The 15,712-nt window shown below is 60.7% G+C and carries 13 protein-coding genes; 3 read left to right on the top strand and 10 right to left on the bottom strand.

Annotated features, from left to right (window positions below; translation table 11 throughout):
* Positions 1–5 precede the first annotated feature (5 nt).
* Genes CBP34_RS07030 through CBP34_RS07020 form a run of 3 tightly spaced genes read right to left on the bottom strand, consistent with a single transcriptional unit; the run spans position 6 to position 3,556 of the window.
* The gene (locus CBP34_RS07030; RefSeq protein ID WP_086911984.1) at positions 6–2,453 is read right to left on the bottom strand and encodes a heavy metal translocating P-type ATPase; all 2,448 of its coding nucleotides are present in this window, start codon (positions 2,451–2,453) and stop codon (positions 6–8) included.
* Positions 2,454–2,486: 33 nt separating this feature from the next.
* Entirely contained in the window at positions 2,487–3,350 is an 864-nt protein-coding gene (ppk2, locus tag CBP34_RS07025) for a polyphosphate kinase 2 (protein WP_026435774.1), read from the bottom strand.
* Positions 3,351–3,361: 11 nt separating this feature from the next.
* The gene (locus CBP34_RS07020) at positions 3,362–3,556 is read right to left on the bottom strand and encodes a hypothetical protein (protein ID WP_026435775.1); all 195 of its coding nucleotides are present in this window, start codon (positions 3,554–3,556) and stop codon (positions 3,362–3,364) included.
* A gap of 699 nt (positions 3,557–4,255) precedes the next feature.
* On the opposite strand from CBP34_RS07020, the gene CBP34_RS07010 reads away from it, so the two are divergent.
* From CBP34_RS07010 to CBP34_RS07000, 3 genes are all read left to right on the top strand, one after another.
* Positions 4,256–4,729, top strand: coding sequence for a MerR family transcriptional regulator (locus CBP34_RS07010; RefSeq protein WP_232504739.1), 474 nt, complete (start codon positions 4,256–4,258; stop codon positions 4,727–4,729).
* Between the two features lie 292 nt (positions 4,730–5,021).
* Positions 5,022–5,372 (top strand): DUF4148 domain-containing protein, encoded by a 351-nt coding sequence (locus CBP34_RS07005; protein WP_086911982.1) that lies wholly within the window; start codon positions 5,022–5,024, stop codon positions 5,370–5,372.
* Between the two features lie 225 nt (positions 5,373–5,597).
* Positions 5,598–5,837: a hypothetical protein gene (locus tag CBP34_RS07000; protein ID WP_005795304.1), complete on the top strand. Its 240-nt coding sequence runs from the start codon at positions 5,598–5,600 to the stop codon at positions 5,835–5,837.
* A gap of 175 nt (positions 5,838–6,012) precedes the next feature.
* Here the strand turns inward: CBP34_RS07000 and CBP34_RS06995 are convergent, their stop codons facing one another.
* The 7 genes from CBP34_RS06995 to CBP34_RS19630 form a co-directional block, all read right to left on the bottom strand.
* Positions 6,013–7,662, bottom strand: coding sequence for a hypothetical protein (locus CBP34_RS06995; protein ID WP_005795302.1), 1,650 nt, complete (start codon positions 7,660–7,662; stop codon positions 6,013–6,015).
* A 98-nt stretch (positions 7,663–7,760) separates the two neighbouring features.
* Complete coding sequence (locus tag CBP34_RS06990) at positions 7,761–10,940, bottom strand: efflux RND transporter permease subunit (RefSeq protein WP_086911981.1); 3,180 nt, start codon at positions 10,938–10,940, stop codon at positions 7,761–7,763.
* 15 nt (positions 10,941–10,955) lie between these two features.
* Entirely contained in the window at positions 10,956–12,569 is a 1,614-nt protein-coding gene (locus tag CBP34_RS06985; RefSeq protein WP_086911980.1) for an efflux RND transporter periplasmic adaptor subunit, read from the bottom strand.
* Positions 12,566–13,840, bottom strand: a complete 1,275-nt coding sequence (locus tag CBP34_RS06980) for a TolC family protein (RefSeq protein ID WP_086911979.1) — start codon at positions 13,838–13,840, stop codon at positions 12,566–12,568. Before CBP34_RS06980 ends, CBP34_RS06985 begins: the two co-directional genes overlap by 4 nt.
* Positions 13,837–14,085: a DUF2789 domain-containing protein gene (locus CBP34_RS06975; RefSeq protein WP_011804768.1), complete on the bottom strand. Its 249-nt coding sequence runs from the start codon at positions 14,083–14,085 to the stop codon at positions 13,837–13,839. The genes CBP34_RS06980 and CBP34_RS06975 overlap by 4 nt, the downstream gene beginning before the upstream one ends.
* A 57-nt stretch (positions 14,086–14,142) precedes the next feature.
* Entirely contained in the window at positions 14,143–15,423 is a 1,281-nt protein-coding gene (locus CBP34_RS06970; RefSeq protein ID WP_086911978.1) for an MgtC/SapB family protein, read from the bottom strand.
* Complete coding sequence (locus CBP34_RS19630; RefSeq protein ID WP_167372726.1) at positions 15,420–15,575, bottom strand: hypothetical protein; 156 nt, start codon at positions 15,573–15,575, stop codon at positions 15,420–15,422. Before CBP34_RS19630 ends, CBP34_RS06970 begins: the two co-directional genes overlap by 4 nt.
* Between the last annotated feature and the right edge of the window lie 137 nt (positions 15,576–15,712).

Raw genomic sequence — 15,712 nt, 5'->3', positions numbered from 1 at the left:
CGGGCTCACGCGACCGCTTGAGCGGAGGTGCGCGACGTGACGCGCTTGATGCCCGGTAAGCGCGTGCGTTTGAGCATTAGTGCATTGATGGCCACTATCGCAGAACTGCCGGACATCGACAACGCGGCAACCTCCGGCGACAGCGTGAAGGGGTACAACACCCCAGCCGCAAGCGGGAAGGCGACCACGTTGTAGCCCACGGCCCACCATAGGTTCTGGTGCATCTTGCGCAGCGTTGCGCGAGAGAGCTCGATGGCCCCGACGACGTCGTACGGGTCGCTTTTCATCAACACCACCTGGGCGCTTTCCATGGCGACATCCGTCCCGGCGCCGATCGCAAAACCGACGTCGGCCTGGGTCAGCGCTGGAGCGTCGTTGATGCCGTCGCCGACCATGCCCACCTTGTGGCCCTGCTGCTGCAACTCCTTGATCTTGGATGCCTTCTGGCCGGGCAGCACGTCCGCAAGGACGATGTCGATGCCCAGTTCCTTGCCGATGCGCTCGGCGGTCGCCTGGTTGTCGCCGGTCAGCATCGCGACCTTCACGCCCCGCGCCTGCAGCTTGGAGATCGTCTCGCGCGAGGTCGGCCGGACGGCGTCCGCGATTGCGATGAGGCCGATCAGCCGGCCGCCGCGCGCGACATAGACCACCGTGCGCCCGCCGCCTTGCAGCCGCGTTGCCTCGCTGGCGAGGACGGTCAGGTCTACCTGCTCCGACTGCATCAGCAGCCGGTTCCCGAGCAGCACCCTCTCGCCCCCGATGGTGGCCCGTGCACCTTGCCCATCGATGTTGGTGAAGTTCTCGGTGACCTCCGTCGGCATGTCCCCCGCACGCTTGAGCACTGCGAGTGCAAGGGGGTGCTCGGAGAACTTCTCCACCGCGGCGGCCGTCGCCAGAAGCCGCGCCTCTTCGAAACCGGGCGCGGCCACGATCTCGACGACATCGGGCTGCCCGAGTGTCAAGGTGCCGGTTTTGTCGAACACCACCACTGTCAGCTTGGTAGCGTTCTCCAGCGCGGCCGCGTTCTTGAAGAGGATGCCGTTCATCGCACCCAGGCCGGTCCCGACCATGATGGCCATCGGCGTGGCCAGGCCCAGCGCATCAGGGCATGCGATCACGAATACCGTGATGGTCAAGGTGAGTGCGAATAGCAGCGTCTGGCCCATCACCCAGTACCAGACGCTGAAGGTCAACAAGCCAATCACGATCGCCGCCAGCACCAGCCACTGCGACGCCTGGTCGGCCAGCAGCTGGCCGGGTGCCTTCGAGTTCTGGGCCTCCTGGACCAGCTTGACGATCTGGGCCAATGCCGTGTCCGCACCGACCTTCGTGGCCTTGTAGCGGAAGCTCCCGCTCTTGTTGATGCTGGCGCCAACGACGGTGCTGCCTACCACCTTCTTGACCGGCATCGACTCGCCGGTCAGCATCGACTCGTCGACCTGCGAGGCTCCTTCGACGATCTCGCCATCCACCGGGATCTTGTCGCCGGGCTTGATCACCACCAGTTCACCGGCCACGACCTCGGCGGTTGGCACCTTGGTCTCGACACCGTTGCGCACGACGGTGGCCATCGGTGGCGCGAGATCCATCAGCGCGCGAATCGCGTCGGACGCACCCGCGCGGGCGCGCATCTCTAACCAGTGGCCCAGCAGGATGAAAACCAGCAGCACTGACGCCGCTTCATAGAACACCTCACCCTCGTAGAAGAAGGTCGCTCCGACGCTGAACAGGTATCCCACGCCCACCGACAGCACGACCAGCGTGGCCATGTTGGCGACACCGTTGCGCAAAGCGCGCCACGCAGCGATGCAGAAAGGCCAGCCGGGATAGAGGATCGCCGCGCTCGCGAAGATGAAAAGAAAGAGCTTGTTGTCCAGCCCGAACGGTGTCTGGAAGTCGCCGAACATCTTCCCCATCGGCGAATAGAGAAACACCGGAATCGAAAAGATCAGGGACACGAAGAACCGATTGCGCATGTCCCGGGCCATGTCCTGCATCGACCCAGACCCGTGCCCCATGTCGTGCATCATGTCGTCCATGACGGGCTCGCCTGCGTGGCCCTGGTGCCCGGCATGGGAGGCCGGCGAGGCGGCCATCGTCGCAGTCGCTCCGACTGCATGGGCATGCCCCGAATGCACCGCGTGATCCTCCTGCTTCGCAGACACGGCGTGATCGGCGTGTCCGTCATGGCGCTGGCCCGCCGTACTGCCCGTGGCGGGATCGCACACATGCTTAGGCGTCTGCTCGCCACTGCAGTGATAGCCGCACTCCACGATCCGGCGGCGCAGATCCTCGACACTGAGCTGCCGTTCGTCGAGATGGACCGTTGCGCTTCCCGCAACGTAGTTGACATCCGCGTGATGGACGCCGGGAAGCTGCAGCAACTTGCGACGTACTCCCTCCGCGCTCAGGCTCGATATGAGCCCTCCGACTTCAACGTTGATTGACTTCATAGATGGTTCATCCTGTTGGTTCTGTTCGATGTATCAACGTGCGAGTCGGCCGGAATCCAGGCAGTCCTGCGAGAACTCGAAGACGATCTCCCGGTCGGGTGCGATGAGCTTGTGCTTCTTGCCCGCGTAGTGGAGCCGCGAGAGGACGTCCCTGATCAGGTTGAGCCTGGCGACTCGCTTGTTGTCGGCGAGCACGACGGACCAGGGAGCGGCAGCGGTGTGCGTGCGTATGAACATCTCGTCGCGCGCACGCGTGTAGCCGTCCCAGTGCTTCAGCGCCACGGCGTCGACCGGACTTGATTTCCATTGCTTGAGCGGGTCACGGCGGCGTTCACTGAGCCGGCGGGTCTGCTCTTTCTTCCCGATGTCGAGGTAATACTTCAGCAGCTTGATGCCGGAGTTGACCAGCATCTCCTCGAACTTCGGCACGGAGTTCATGAACTCCTCGTGCTGCTCAGCCGTGCAGAAACCCATCACCGGCTCCACGCCGGCGCGGTTGTACCAGCTGCGGTTGAACACAACGAGTTCTTCGCCGACCGGTAGGTGCGGCACGTAGCGCTGGAAGTACCAACTGGTGCGGTCCCGATCGGAGGGTTTGCTGAGCGCGACGACCCGGGTTTCCCGCGGACTCAGGTGTTCGACGAGTCGCTTGATGCTGCCATCCTTGCCCGCACTGTCCCGTCCCTCCAAGAGGATGAGGATGCGGTCGCTACATTTGATGAAGTGACGCTGCAGCTTCACGAGTTCTATCTGCAGCATGTGCAACTGCGCCTCATAGTCCTCGCGGCCGATCGAGCGTTCCGTTGCCTCGTCGCGCGACGGGTTGTGCGCGACATCGGTCACGTCCGCATGAGCCTTGTTCTTCGCGCCTGTCGCGGCCTTCTTGTTCTTTGCCATGGGGTTCTCCGTTACGCCTGCTCGTTCCAGGCAGCATTGATCCGCGAGTGCTCCGGGATGCCCTCGAAGCTCGGCGCCACTAGAGCCGAAGTCCCAGGGGCGCTCGAACCCGCAGGATGATGGGCCTGATGGTCGTCTTGCCCGAATGAAAACAAACTGACGAGGGCGGCGCCGAAGACGACCGCGATGGAGCGCACGAATGTCATTTCTTTCTCCTTTAGCCGCTGGTTTTTGTCGTCTGGTCGAGCCAAGTGGCGCTTCCAGAAGACAAATCCCATATGAGAACTCCGTAGCCGGGTACAGAGTCAAGGCGTACGAGACGCGTGCGGGACATAGCCGGCACAGCGCTCACAGGAGGGGCTATAACGCGAGACGTGCAAACAGCAGCCAAGCAGGCGGCTGTGGGTGAGCCCGCTGGGGGCTCCTCAATAGGATGGCTCGCAGAGCCAGCGCCGGGGCCGGTTCCCAGGCAGTATAGGAAGGGGGCGGAAGCCCAATAAGGTCGAACGCAAAGGTCGGCGTCTTCTGCATTGCCGACTGGTTGACCTCTCCGCAAAGTTTCAGGCAAGGTGCCTTCGACGGGTCCTGGCTCCCCTCTTCATGCTTTTCGTGGGCGCCCTCATGACCCCCATGGGAGTGGCCATTGCCGTGCTCATACCCTGACGCATAGTGGTGCGGCTCCGGGGACTCCAACAGGCAGGCATTCGCCATCCCGGCCGCAAGCGCAAAAAACCATACCCCAGCACCATCCACGCGATGGCACGAATCCTACGAGGGTTGAGATGTGTGCGCATGTGCGGCCTATATACCCAATGACACCAATCCTATGCTTAGGCAAGCTGCGAGATCTTGATCTTAATCAAATGGAGACAGGGGTCAACTACGCGGTACAGCGTTATCCTGCCATGGCTATGAAGAAAACGGTAGATCCCTCGATGAACGAAGGCCCGGGCGATTGGATGACGGTCGGCAGACTGGCCAAAGTCGCTGGCGTCGGCGTAGAGACGATTCGCTACTACCAGGGTCGCGGGCTTTTGCCGGTCCCGAAGGCCGCAGGCAGTTTCCGGCGTTACCCCGCTTCAATGGTTCAGCGGATCGGCTTTATCAAGCGGGCGCAGAGCCTGGGCTTCTCGTTGGATGAGGTGGGATCGCTGCTAGACCTGGAGGACGGACGGAATCGCCGGGCCATCCAGACGGTGACGCAGCGACGCCTTGAGCAAATCGATGAGAAGGTCGGGGATCTGGAGCGCATGCGAGGTGCACTGCGTGACATGCTCGCGCGGTGCGAGGAGACGGGGCAGGCGTTTCCCTGCCCCATCATCGCTGCACTTGTTGGCACGCCTGCGGACCCACAACCACCTATCAATCGCTTGCGATAGCTCGCTGGAGCCACATCGCTGGAGGGTGCGCGTAAGCCAGGGGCTGCCCAATGGCACCCGGACTGCTGCCGTGATAGGCGCGTATCCTTGAGGTAGATTCTCCGTCCTCCGTGTTTACCCCCCGCGCAGGTCCACCAACTTGCGCTCCAGTTCGCGCCGCTCCCTGACAAAAATATCATCGGGCTGTCTAGATTCTGTTGGGGTGCGCTCCCTACGATGAACACATCTCCTCAACGCCCAAGCAAGGCATGAGAGATGCAAGTTTTATTCACTATCGCTAGGAGCTTCAACCATGATCCAAAAACGCCTCTCCCTTTCTTCCATGATTGCCGCCGCGGCCGCAGTGGTTACCCTGGGCCTTCCAGGGATGGCTTCGGCAGCGTACGAGCATCCCGCCAACAACGAAATGGGCGTCATCGTTCACCCGGAACACTTCAAGAGCGATAAAACCCGTGCTCAAGTCAAAACAGAAGCCGAGGCTGCCATGCGGCAAGGCCTCCTTTCTTACGGCGAAAGCAACTACCCTATCCGCACACCTGATGCGGCAGGTCCAGGCAAGACGCGTGAGCAAGTAGTCAACGAGTTGCGGAACGAGTCACCTGCCGAACGCGACGCGCGTCTGCGTCTCTACTACCGGGGTTGATTGCCAGTTGGGGTTGCAGCGGGTTTCCGGGGAGGCCGAGGAATCTAAACAGGCGGCGTGGCAACTGCGGAAAAAACCTTCGACGTTGGCACAGAAACCCCGGGATCTGTCAAAAACAGAAAAAAGCGTGCCCTTGCGCTTCGCGTACCGCTGTTGGCGCAGTCAGCCGGCAGCCCTGTGCCTCGCTGATTCATATGTTCGGTTTTCCTATCCAAGGAGTTCATCATGAAATACTTGCTCATCGCTCTCGTTGGCGCCACGACCCTTGGCTTCAGTCTCTCGGCCAGTGCCGCTCCAGACCAAGAAAAGGTCTGCCCTCCCAAGAAACTCGTATTGCAGCTCGACCATGGCCCGCGCGCACAGACGACGCCATACCTGAACCAATTGCGCAAGGCGCGTTATGAGGCCGAAGTCAAGGCCTGCAAAGATGGCGCAAAAGCCGCCAAAGAAACCTGTGCCCCGTAACTTTTGAGATGGGATTGGTCGCTGCGTGCATCTGGTGGGAGTTGGTCCTCGCCCATGCGACGTGACCATCTGCATTTTGCCAGGCCAGAAGCCACGCATCATCGTCTGACCATTCTTGCAGCAACCCAAATGATTCACTTCGTTGGGCGGCCCACCCTCCTACCGGCTCCTATGATCAGGCGCCGTTGGGCTCCAAGTCTATGGAGAATAGCAGCTCCTGCATCCGTCGGCGCTCCTCAGGAGTAGGCCATGCTGCATCTCCTGGCGCAGCCTCCAATTTGAACCGCCCCTCTCGGTCGAAGCGAACAAACCCATAGGTCTCGTTGACCACAGCACCCGGCACCCCATCGGCCCGAAGCCGTACATACCAGTCCGCTAGGCGCAGAGTTTGGTCCGCAAATATCGGTGCCAAGGCCTGGCCCCTGGCAAGCGCCACATACAGCACATGCGGCAACGCGTGCACCTCGCCCGCCTCGTCGAGCAGGAACACATAGGACGCGTGTTCACCATCCGAGTCGCACATTCCGCGGCCGGAGCCATCCACGGTGGTGTAGACGGGGGCAAAGCCACTGCCCGGCTGGCGGAAGTTCGTGGTTTGTCCCTGATACACGCGTGCAGCAACCCACTGAACGTCGCCGGCATAGGCGTAGGCGCGCAAATCGAATTTCATGGACTGCAGTCCCTCCGTATTCGCAATGACGCGTTCGCCCGGAGGCACGAGGGCCTGTGCTACATAGGCTCCCGTCATGATCTCCTGCCAGACCCGGCGCGTGAGTTTGTCACCTCGGTACGCGGCGCGGCTACCGAAGCCCGCCGCGGGTTTGAAGAACAGGCTACGACGAGCCGCCCACAGCCGGTCACCATGTGCCTCATCGACCACTTCGGTGCGCGGCACGTTCGCCAGCAGCACCTTCCTGTCGTCGTCAGCAACGCCCAGCTCCCGCAGCGCACCATCGTCACTGAACAAGGCCAGTCGCCGCTTGTCGGCGTATAGCGCGTGCGCCGTCGGATGGGGCGTGAGAACCGCTGCCTGTTCCAGCCAAGCCTGTCGCAGCACGGCGTTGGCAGGCAGATCCAGATAAAAATCTGTGACACGGTTGTAAACCACGTCGATGGCGAGTTCGCCGTGCCAGAGCCTGCCGTGACGGCACGCCAGCTCGGAGGGATCGACAATGATGGCCTGCAGTCCATGGCGCTCAAACAGCTGCCGGAACAGCAGGAACTCTGGATACAGGTATTGCTGCTGCGGCGCTTCGTCCACGATAGCGATCGAGACCAACGGCCGTGAGTGACCGGCCAGCCGCCACTCACGGCGGAACATGTCCACCAGCCGCTGCTCGAACGTTGTGACGCCTGCTCGGCCGGGCACCATTGCATGCACAGCCTGACAGCAGCTGCGCTGAGCACGGGCCAGCACCGCATTCAGCATCGCACCACCAGCGTTCGTGTTGATTTCGATCAAACCGAGACGGTCTTGGTCCAGATGGAAGTCATAGCCGAAGAACACGCCCTGGGAGCCACCGGTGCCGTCCCGCGCAATGGCGGGGGCATCCGCCAAGACCTGCTCCCGGTAGGCCGGGAGTGCCACCACTGCCTCGATGGCTTGCACGACGCGGGCCATTCGTTCGAGAGGAGGCCGCGCCACGAAGACCGGCTGCGCAGCAAACAGGTAGGGGCATCGGTCGCGCACTAGCTGCGACAAGCTCGGAGAGCCCAACTCGGCATCGAGCGCAGCCGCCAGCGCCGCAGGATCCAGGCTCAGACAGAAGCAGTCGCGGTTGAGCCGCTCAAAGGAGGTCAACTCGCAGTTTGATGTGTTGTGCATTGAGAGAGGGGTCAGAGCAGTTGGTGAAACAAGTAAAGCGCCTCCTTTTAGACCCTGTCCCACGCTCCGCGTCGACGCCAAGGGCCAGCGTCCATGGCTCAAACTTCACGGCTCCAGACTGGGTCGGATGGATGCGAATCCGTTCCCGAAGCACGCTGCCTTCGAAGTTCAAACTGTTTGACCAGCGCGTAAAGCGCCGGAATCACAGCCAGCGTGAGCACGGTCGAAGAAATCATGCCACCGACCATCGGTGCGGCAATGCGACTCATCACTTCCGAGCCGGTGCCGGTCCCCCACATGATGGGCAGCAGGCCCGCCATGATGGCAACGACCGTCATCATTTTAGGACGAACCCGTTCGACAGCGCCCTCCATGACTGCCTCGTAAAGGTCACCAACTCCTGGCTCTTTCCCTTCAGAGCGGCGTTTTTCCTTGATCTCTTCCCAGGCGTGGTCCAGGTAGATCAGCATGACGACCCCGGTTTCAGCGGCCACACCAGCCAGGGCAATGAAGCCCACAGCAACTGCGACAGAGAGGTTGTAGCCAAGCCACCACATCAGCCAGACGCCGCCAACCAACGCGAACGGCACCGACAGCATGACGATCAAAGTCTCCGTCAGTCGCCTGAAGTTCAGGTACAGCAGCAGGAAAATGAGCAACAGCGTTACTGGCACAACGAGTTTCATTTTCTCGATGGCACGCTCCATAGACTCAAACTGACCGCTCCATGTGGCGTAGTAGCCGGGCGGGAACTTGACCTGGTCATTCACTGCTTTGCGCGCCTCGGCGACGTAGCCACCGATGTCACGCTCACGGATGTCCACAAAAATGTAGGCAGATAGCAACGCATTTTCGGTACGGATGCCAGGGGCGCCCTTGGCCACCTCCACGCGGGCAACCTGGCCCAGCGGAATCATGGCTCCATCCATGGTCGGCACCAGCACTTCGCGGGCGATCTGCTGCGGGTCAGACCGCAATTCGCGTGGGTAGCGAACCGTAACGCCAAAACGCTCTCGCCCTTCCACCGTGGTGGTCACCATGTCACCGCCGAGCGCCGTACCAATGACCTCCTGCAGATCACCCACCGCCAGACCGTAGCGTGCCAGTTGGGCGCGGTCGGGCTCGATGTTCAGGTAGAAGCCGCCTGTGATCCGCTCCGCGAATGCCGAGGTGGTGCCGGGCACGGATTTCACTACGGTCTCGATCTCCCGCGCCAGGCGTTCCATTTCGTTCAAGTCCTTGCCAAAGACCTTGATACCAATGGGTGTGCGGATACCGGTGGACAGCATGTCGATGCGCGCCTTGATGGGCATGGTCCAGGCATTGGAGACGCCAGGAAATTGCAGTGCCTTGTCCATCTCGGCGATCAATTTGTCGGTGGTCATGCCAGATCGCCACGCTGACTCCGGCTTGAGGTTGATGACCGTCTCGAACATCTCGGTCGGTGCCGGGTCGGTGGCCGTGTTGGCCCGTCCTGCCTTACCGTAGACCGATTCAACCTCAGGAAAACTCTTGATGATCTTGTTTTGCGTCTGAAGCAACTCGGCGGCCTTGGTGATCGACATGCCCGGCAGCGAAGCAGGCATGTAGAGCAAAGTGCCTTCATTGAGTGTCGGCATGAATTCGGACCCCAGCTTGCTGGCCGGATAGAACGACACCCCAAGCACGACCAGGGCAATGGCAATGGTCACCTTCTTCCAGCGCATCACGCCAGCGATGATGGGTCGGTAGACCCAGATCAGGAACCGGTTCACCGGGTTACGGGACTCCGGCATGATGCGTCCGCGAATGAAAATCATCATGAGCACCGGCACCAGCGTCACCGACAACAGCGCCGCTCCTGCCATAGAAAACGTCTTGGTGAACGCCAGCGGTGAGAACATGCGCCCCTCCTGTGATTCGAGCGTGAACACGGGCAGAAACGACACGGTGATGATCAGCAGCGAGAAGAACAGTGCCGGGCCAACCTCTTTGCAGGCGGCGATCATGGCCTCGACCCGCTGCTTGCTGTTGTGCTCGGGTGGGAGCCGCTCCAGGTGTTTATGGGCGTTCTCGATCATGACGATGGCCGCATCCACCATGGCACCGATCGCAATGGCGATACCGCCTAGACTCATCAGGTTGGAATTCATACCCAGCAAGCGCATCGCGATGAATGAGATCAGCACCCCTACGGGCAACATCAAGATAGCCACGAGGGCTGAACGGATGTGCATGAGAAAGACCATGCAGACCAAGGCAACGATCAGGCTCTCCTCAATCAGCGTTCGCTTGAGCGTATCGATGGCCCGATGAATCAGGTCAGATCGGTCGTAAACAGCCTGGATGCTGACGCCCTGCGGCAGCCCTGCCGAAACTTCGGTAATTTTCTCCTTCAGGTTATGGATGACTTCCAGGGCGTTTTGGCCATAGCGGGCCATGGCGATGCCCGAGACCACCTCCCCCTCCCCGTTGAGTTCGGTCAGGCCGCGCCGTTCATCGGGAGCGAGTTCAACGCGAGCGATGTCTCGAATCAATACTGGTGTGCCTTTTTCGGCCTTGACGACCAGGTTCTCAATGTCCGCCGCGCCGCGCAGATAGCCCTTTCCGCGCACCATGTACTCTGTCTCGGCCATCTCCACCACACGGCCGCCGACGTCACGATTGGAGTCGCGCACGACCTGTGACACTTTGGCCAAAGGAATGCCGTAGGCCCGCAGCTTCACCGGGTCGACGGTGATCTGGTAGGTCTGGACAAAGCCACCGACGGATGCCACCTCAGCGACGCCATGCGCCTTGGTCAGCTGGTAGCGCAGGTACCAATCCTGCAAAGTTCTCAACTCGGCCAGCGTCCGGTCTTTGGCGATCAAAGCGTACTGGTAGACCCAACCCACACCGGTGGCATCAGGGCCAATTTGGGGCGTGACCCCCTTGGGCATTCGACTGGATGCGAAATTGAGGTATTCCAGCACGCGCGAACGCGCCCAATAGATGTCTGTGTCATCCTCAAAGATGATGTAGACGAAGGACGCTCCAAAGAACGAAAAGCCGCGCACCACCTTGGACTTGGGTACCGACAGCATGGCGGTGGTCAAGGGATAGGTGACCTGATCCTCAACCACCTGGGGCGCTTGTCCAGGGTATTCGGTGTAGACGATGACCTGCACGTCGGACAAGTCCGGCAGGGCGTCCAAAGGCGTTCGCAACACCGCGAATACCCCTGCGACAATGACAAACAGCGTGGCCAGGAGCACCAGGAAGCTGTTTCTTCCTGACCAGTCAATGATCTTCGCGAGCATGTTGTTCCCTGAAGATCAGTTATGGCCGGCGTGCGGAGTGGCCGCCGCTTTGCCCATGGGTTTCACGGAGGTGACCACCCATTCACCCTGTCCACGCTCAACGAACTCGAAGACCACCGCTGCGCCAGGTTGCAAGCCCGCCATCAGCCCATTGTTGGAGACCTTGAACTCCATGGACATTGCAGGCCATTTGAGGGAGGGTATGGGACCATGGGCAATGGTCACCGTGCCGGCCTTCGCATCAGACTCCTCCACCCTGCCCTCACCTTGGTGCCCGACGGAGGCAGCGGGCTTGCTCGCATCAGGGGTGCCTTGTGCTTCCGACTTAGCTCCATGTGAGGAGTGCCCAAAGCCGCCCACGGCCGCCTTGAGGTTGGCTTCTGCATCGATCAGGAAATTGGCAGCGATGACCACCTGCTCACCCTCGCGAACGCCCTCGGTGACTTCAATGCGGTCGTCGCTGCGTGCGCCCACTTTGACATCGCGGGGTTCGAATCGTCCCTCCTTGAGCTGCACCAGGACGATCTGGCGCGTGCCGCTGTCAATCACGGCCGAAGTCGGCACCGTCAAAACCGCCCCCTTGCTGGCGGTCGGAAGTTCCACCTGGGCAAACATGCCAGGCTTGAGCAAGCCACCCGTGTTCGACAAGTCCACGCGCACCTGCACCGTTCGGGTTTCAGGCTTCAGGGTGGGATACACATAGCTGACTGTCCCCTGGAACACCTTGTCTGGGTAGGCATTGATTTGCACCTTGGCCTTGCCCCCCGACTTGACCAAGCCGATGTCTTGCTCGAAGACATCCGCGATGACCCAGACCGAGGACAGGTTGGCAACTTGGTAGAGCATTTCGCCCGGCATGAATCGCATACCTTGGATGGCCTTCTTGTCCGTGATGATTCCTGCCACTGGTGAGCGAAATGTCAGCGTGCGGCGTGCGTCGCCGGATTTTGCCAAGGTCTTGATCTGCTCGTCCGATATGTCCCAATTGCGAAGCCGCGCCAGGCTGGAGTCGGCCAGCTCACGCATGCCACGCTGTGCCTCACCAGAGGCATCCTTCAACGCGTCGACACCCTGTGCCGCGATGGCGTACTCGCGCTGAGCAGACACCAGTTCGGGGCTATATACCTCGAAGAGTGGCTGCCCCTTGTTCACCGTCTGCCCGGTAACGTTGGCATGCAGACGCTCCACATAGCCCTCAAATTTGGCAGCAATGGTGAAGGTCTGGCGCTCGTCTGGTTCAATGCGTCCGGCGGCACGCACTACCTTGTCCAGAGAGCGAAGACTCACCGCCTCGGTGCGAACGCCAAGTTTCTGAATCTTTTCGGTGCTGATGCGAATTTGATTGGAGTTGGTTTCTGCTTCTTCCTGCTCTCCCTCGTAGACCGCGATGTAGTCCATCCCCATTGGATCTTTTTTCGGTGTGGGAGATGTGTCGGGCAGCCCCATCGGGTTACGGTAAAAAAGTACCTTGCGCTCCTTCTTGGTAGGACCGGCAGAGGCGCCCTGCGACTCAGTCTGGTCACCACTGCGGGCTTCTGATTGGCGCTGTCCCATCCAATAGCCACCACCCGCCGCCAACCCTGCGGCGACGATAGCCAGGAATACGCCGGCCTTGAAACCTGTTGTCATTGTTCTTCTCCCACGATGCGTTCAATTTCGGTAAGCCGCTTCTGCGCTTCCACGCCGGCTTTGATCTGATTCAGTTTGGACTGACGAATCTGGCGCTGCGCGTCCAGCAAGGTCGCAAAATCCACCTTGCCCGTCTGGTACCCAGCCAGCGCAGAGCGGAAGGTCAACTCCGACTGCGGCAAGAGACTTTCGGTCGTTAACGCCAAAGAGCGCCGGGCGGACTCAAAACCTGCCACGTTGGCGTAAAGGTCTGCCAGGACTTGATTCGTGACGACTTCCTGGCGTGAGCGTGCAGCGGCCAACATGGCCTCGGACTCCCGCTCCTGGGCGCGCCGCGAATCTTGCTGCAGGGGAATATTCAACTCGACCATCAGCTCCCACTCTTTGATCGAGCCTCGGTACTGAATCGGAGAGATACCGACGTTGAAGTCGGGATAGCGGTTCTTGTAGGTCAGCTCGCGGTTCTTCTCGGCCGCCCTGATCTGGGACTCTTCCGTGCGCAGCAGCGGATTGTTCATCCGGGCGCGCCCTTCCAGCGCTGCGAAGCTGACTTGCTCCGGCGACGGCAAGGCGCGGATCTGCTCGGGTGCAGCCAAAATCTCCGAGGTCGGACGCCCCACGAGCGCATTCAACTTGGACTGGAGTTGGCGACGCTCAGCGTCCAGTGCAATCAGTTCGTTGCGCATGGTGGACTGCTCCACCTGCGCACGGATCACATCCTGTTGCGCAGCAAGCCCGCCCGCATAGCGGACCTGCGCGACTTTTTCCAATCGCGCCATCAGGTCGAGAATTTCCCGCGACAAGCGTTCGTTCTGGTCCAGGTAATAGAGCTCGGCATAAGTCGTCTTGATCTTGCCAGCCAGTTCAACCCAGGCGCCTGCTGCACGGCTTCTCGCAGCTTGTGCTTGTGACTCAGCCACCTCACGCTTCAGACCGCGTTTGCCCATCCAGGGAAAATCCTGCATCAGCACGTAGCGGGTGCTTCCGACGCGCCCTGGCAATAGCGTGGGGTTTTGTTCTCCCATGCGCGTGATGTCACGCAATTCGGTTCGGAATTTAGGATCCGGCAAGGCGCCCGCAGGCGCGACGCGCTCTGCTGCCGCATCCGCATCAAAACGCATGCTGGCGATTTCTGGGTTTCTATCCCTGGCCGCTTGCAGCAACCCTTCAACACTCGATCCCAGCTTGGCCTCCTGCGCGTGAACCATCGAGCTCAGCGCCAGAGACACCACGACTACCCCCAACGACAGACGATTCCTCATAGGCATCATGACCTCCCCTTGGGTGCACGCAAGGCGGCATTCAACCGGTCAATTACTTCGGCCCAGTCCGCATCTTCCAGAAGCTCTTCGCGCAACAGAGTCGCCTGAGCTGGCGTCCAGAATGGGGCATCGGCCAGCAGCACATCGGCCGGCAGTGGAGAGTGGGCCTCCAAGAACTCCCCAATGCCTGCTGCATCCATGCGCAGGCCGAGCTGGGCAAACAGTTCAGAGAATCGATGAAATGACTTTTCCATAGCGGTGATCCCTATTGTTCAAACACAAAAAATTCTGAAGACGTGGCCAGTGGACGCTCACGAAAACGTCACGCTCAGCGCCAATACGGCAGCTCCGGACGCCATCGCACCCAGGTAGCCGAAAACAACCGATTTACCGACCTGCGCGCCGCCTGTCGTCCAGGCGATGCCGACCTTTGCCACCATGTTTGCCAATGTCGCGAGACCGAGCGCCGTGACGGTGGCGCCCGTGGACAATCCACCGGCACCATGCAGCCGAGCGACCGAGATCAAGATCGCATCCACGTCGGCAAGGCCTGAAACCGCCGACAGCACATAGAGGCCGCTGGTGTCCAGCCACTGCTTTGCCGCGGGCACCAGGACGCTCATGACAGCGAGCAGCACACCAAAACCGAGCGCGGTGCCAAGGTCGAATGGCGCCATCGCGCCGACAGCGCCCTCCCCCACTACAGTGCGGTCCAACTTGCGCCACCCCCATAGCGCAATACACAGCAGTGCCACGCCAGTGACCACCAGGGCGCTGCCGAAGGTGGACAGCAGCGCCGGCTGGATGACACCCAGCAGAACGACCATGCGAAAAAACATGACGCCACAGGATGCCAACGTGCCGGCTACCGCCGCGCCTGTCAGCGAAGGCTGCTCGCGTGCGTAGCGAGCCAAAGCCAACGTGGTTGCGGTGGAAGATGCCAGTCCTCCCAGGATCCCGGTCCACAGCACACCCCTTTGCGCGCCGGTGATCCGCATGGCAAAGTGACCCGTCAGCGACAGGCCCGCAATCAGGATGACTGCCCACCACAGCTGGTACGGATTGAGCGCGGCATAGGGCCCGAGGCCCGTATTGGGCAGGTAAGGCAGGATGACCATGGACAACACCAGCAGTTGCAGCGATGCAGTCAATTCGCGGTGATCGATCAAACGCAACCAACCGTGCAAGGTCGGCTTGAGATCCAGCAACACAGCGCCAACCACTGCTGCCGACAACGCCAAGGTGATGTTGCCGTGTGCCGCAAAGGCACCCAGGACCAGAGTGAGAAGCATCGCCACCGGGGTAGTGGCACTCAGGTTACCCGACAGTTTGGCGTTACGGGCGTAGGACACCGTCAGCAGCAGGGCGAGTCCGAGCAGCGCACCCAGCAAAGGCCAAGCGCCGAAATCTGGCTGCAGATGCCCAAGCACGCCACCGAGCAGTCCGGTCAGCGCAAAGGTGCGCAGGCCTGCAACACGTCCACCCTCCGGTAATTCGCGATCGTGCCAGCCGCGCTCCAGGCCAATCACCAGACCGACAGCAAGCGCGGCAACCAAGCCCGCGGCACCCGGGGGGAGTTCGTAGCCGTTCATCGATGCGCTCCGTTGATACCCTGCATAGTCGCAGGCACGATCTTGCGTATGACAGGCGCAACGACCACACTGCAGGCATAACGCGAGTCGACATTGAACAGCGCCACCACTTCGGTCCAATCCACGTTCAGCATAAATTCCTCACGTTGCATCAGACCCTCGGTCACTGAATTTCAGGTTGTTGAACTTCGCATTGGTATCCACCTACCTTGTGTGAATGCACGTTATGCATTTTGCGAGACCAAGGCTGACCGGAATATGTTTCAAAGATTACATCTTTGTCATGTGC

Origin of the sequence: Acidovorax carolinensis (assembly GCF_002157145.1) — a bacterium.
Lineage (GTDB): Bacteria > Pseudomonadota > Gammaproteobacteria > Burkholderiales > Burkholderiaceae_C > Acidovorax > Acidovorax carolinensis.
The sequence above is the reverse complement of the archived record's forward strand: the minus strand, read 5'-3'. Positions and strand labels throughout refer to the sequence as shown.

Coding starts and splice junctions, on each gene's coding strand:
- ppk2 (WP_026435774.1), bottom strand. CDS start 3,350: ATGGCAAAGAACAAGAAGGCCGCGACAGGCGCGAAGAACAAGGCTCAT.
- CBP34_RS06980 (WP_086911979.1), bottom strand. CDS start 13,840: ATGATGCCTATGAGGAATCGTCTGTCGTTGGGGGTAGTCGTGGTGTCT.
- CBP34_RS06975 (WP_011804768.1), bottom strand. CDS start 14,085: ATGGAAAAGTCATTTCATCGATTCTCTGAACTGTTTGCCCAGCTCGGC.
- CBP34_RS07000 (WP_005795304.1), top strand. CDS start 5,598: ATGAAATACTTGCTCATCGCTCTCGTTGGCGCCACGACCCTTGGCTTC.
- CBP34_RS07030 (WP_086911984.1), bottom strand. CDS start 2,453: ATGAAGTCAATCAACGTTGAAGTCGGAGGGCTCATATCGAGCCTGAGC.
- CBP34_RS06990 (WP_086911981.1), bottom strand. CDS start 10,940: ATGCTCGCGAAGATCATTGACTGGTCAGGAAGAAACAGCTTCCTGGTG.
- CBP34_RS06985 (WP_086911980.1), bottom strand. CDS start 12,569: ATGACAACAGGTTTCAAGGCCGGCGTATTCCTGGCTATCGTCGCCGCA.
- CBP34_RS07005 (WP_086911982.1), top strand. CDS start 5,022: ATGATCCAAAAACGCCTCTCCCTTTCTTCCATGATTGCCGCCGCGGCC.
- CBP34_RS07010 (WP_232504739.1), top strand. CDS start 4,256: ATGGCTATGAAGAAAACGGTAGATCCCTCGATGAACGAAGGCCCGGGC.
- CBP34_RS06970 (WP_086911978.1), bottom strand. CDS start 15,423: ATGAACGGCTACGAACTCCCCCCGGGTGCCGCGGGCTTGGTTGCCGCG.
- CBP34_RS06995 (WP_005795302.1), bottom strand. CDS start 7,662: ATGCACAACACATCAAACTGCGAGTTGACCTCCTTTGAGCGGCTCAAC.
- CBP34_RS19630 (WP_167372726.1), bottom strand. CDS start 15,575: ATGCAACGTGAGGAATTTATGCTGAACGTGGATTGGACCGAAGTGGTG.
- CBP34_RS07020 (WP_026435775.1), bottom strand. CDS start 3,556: ATGACATTCGTGCGCTCCATCGCGGTCGTCTTCGGCGCCGCCCTCGTC.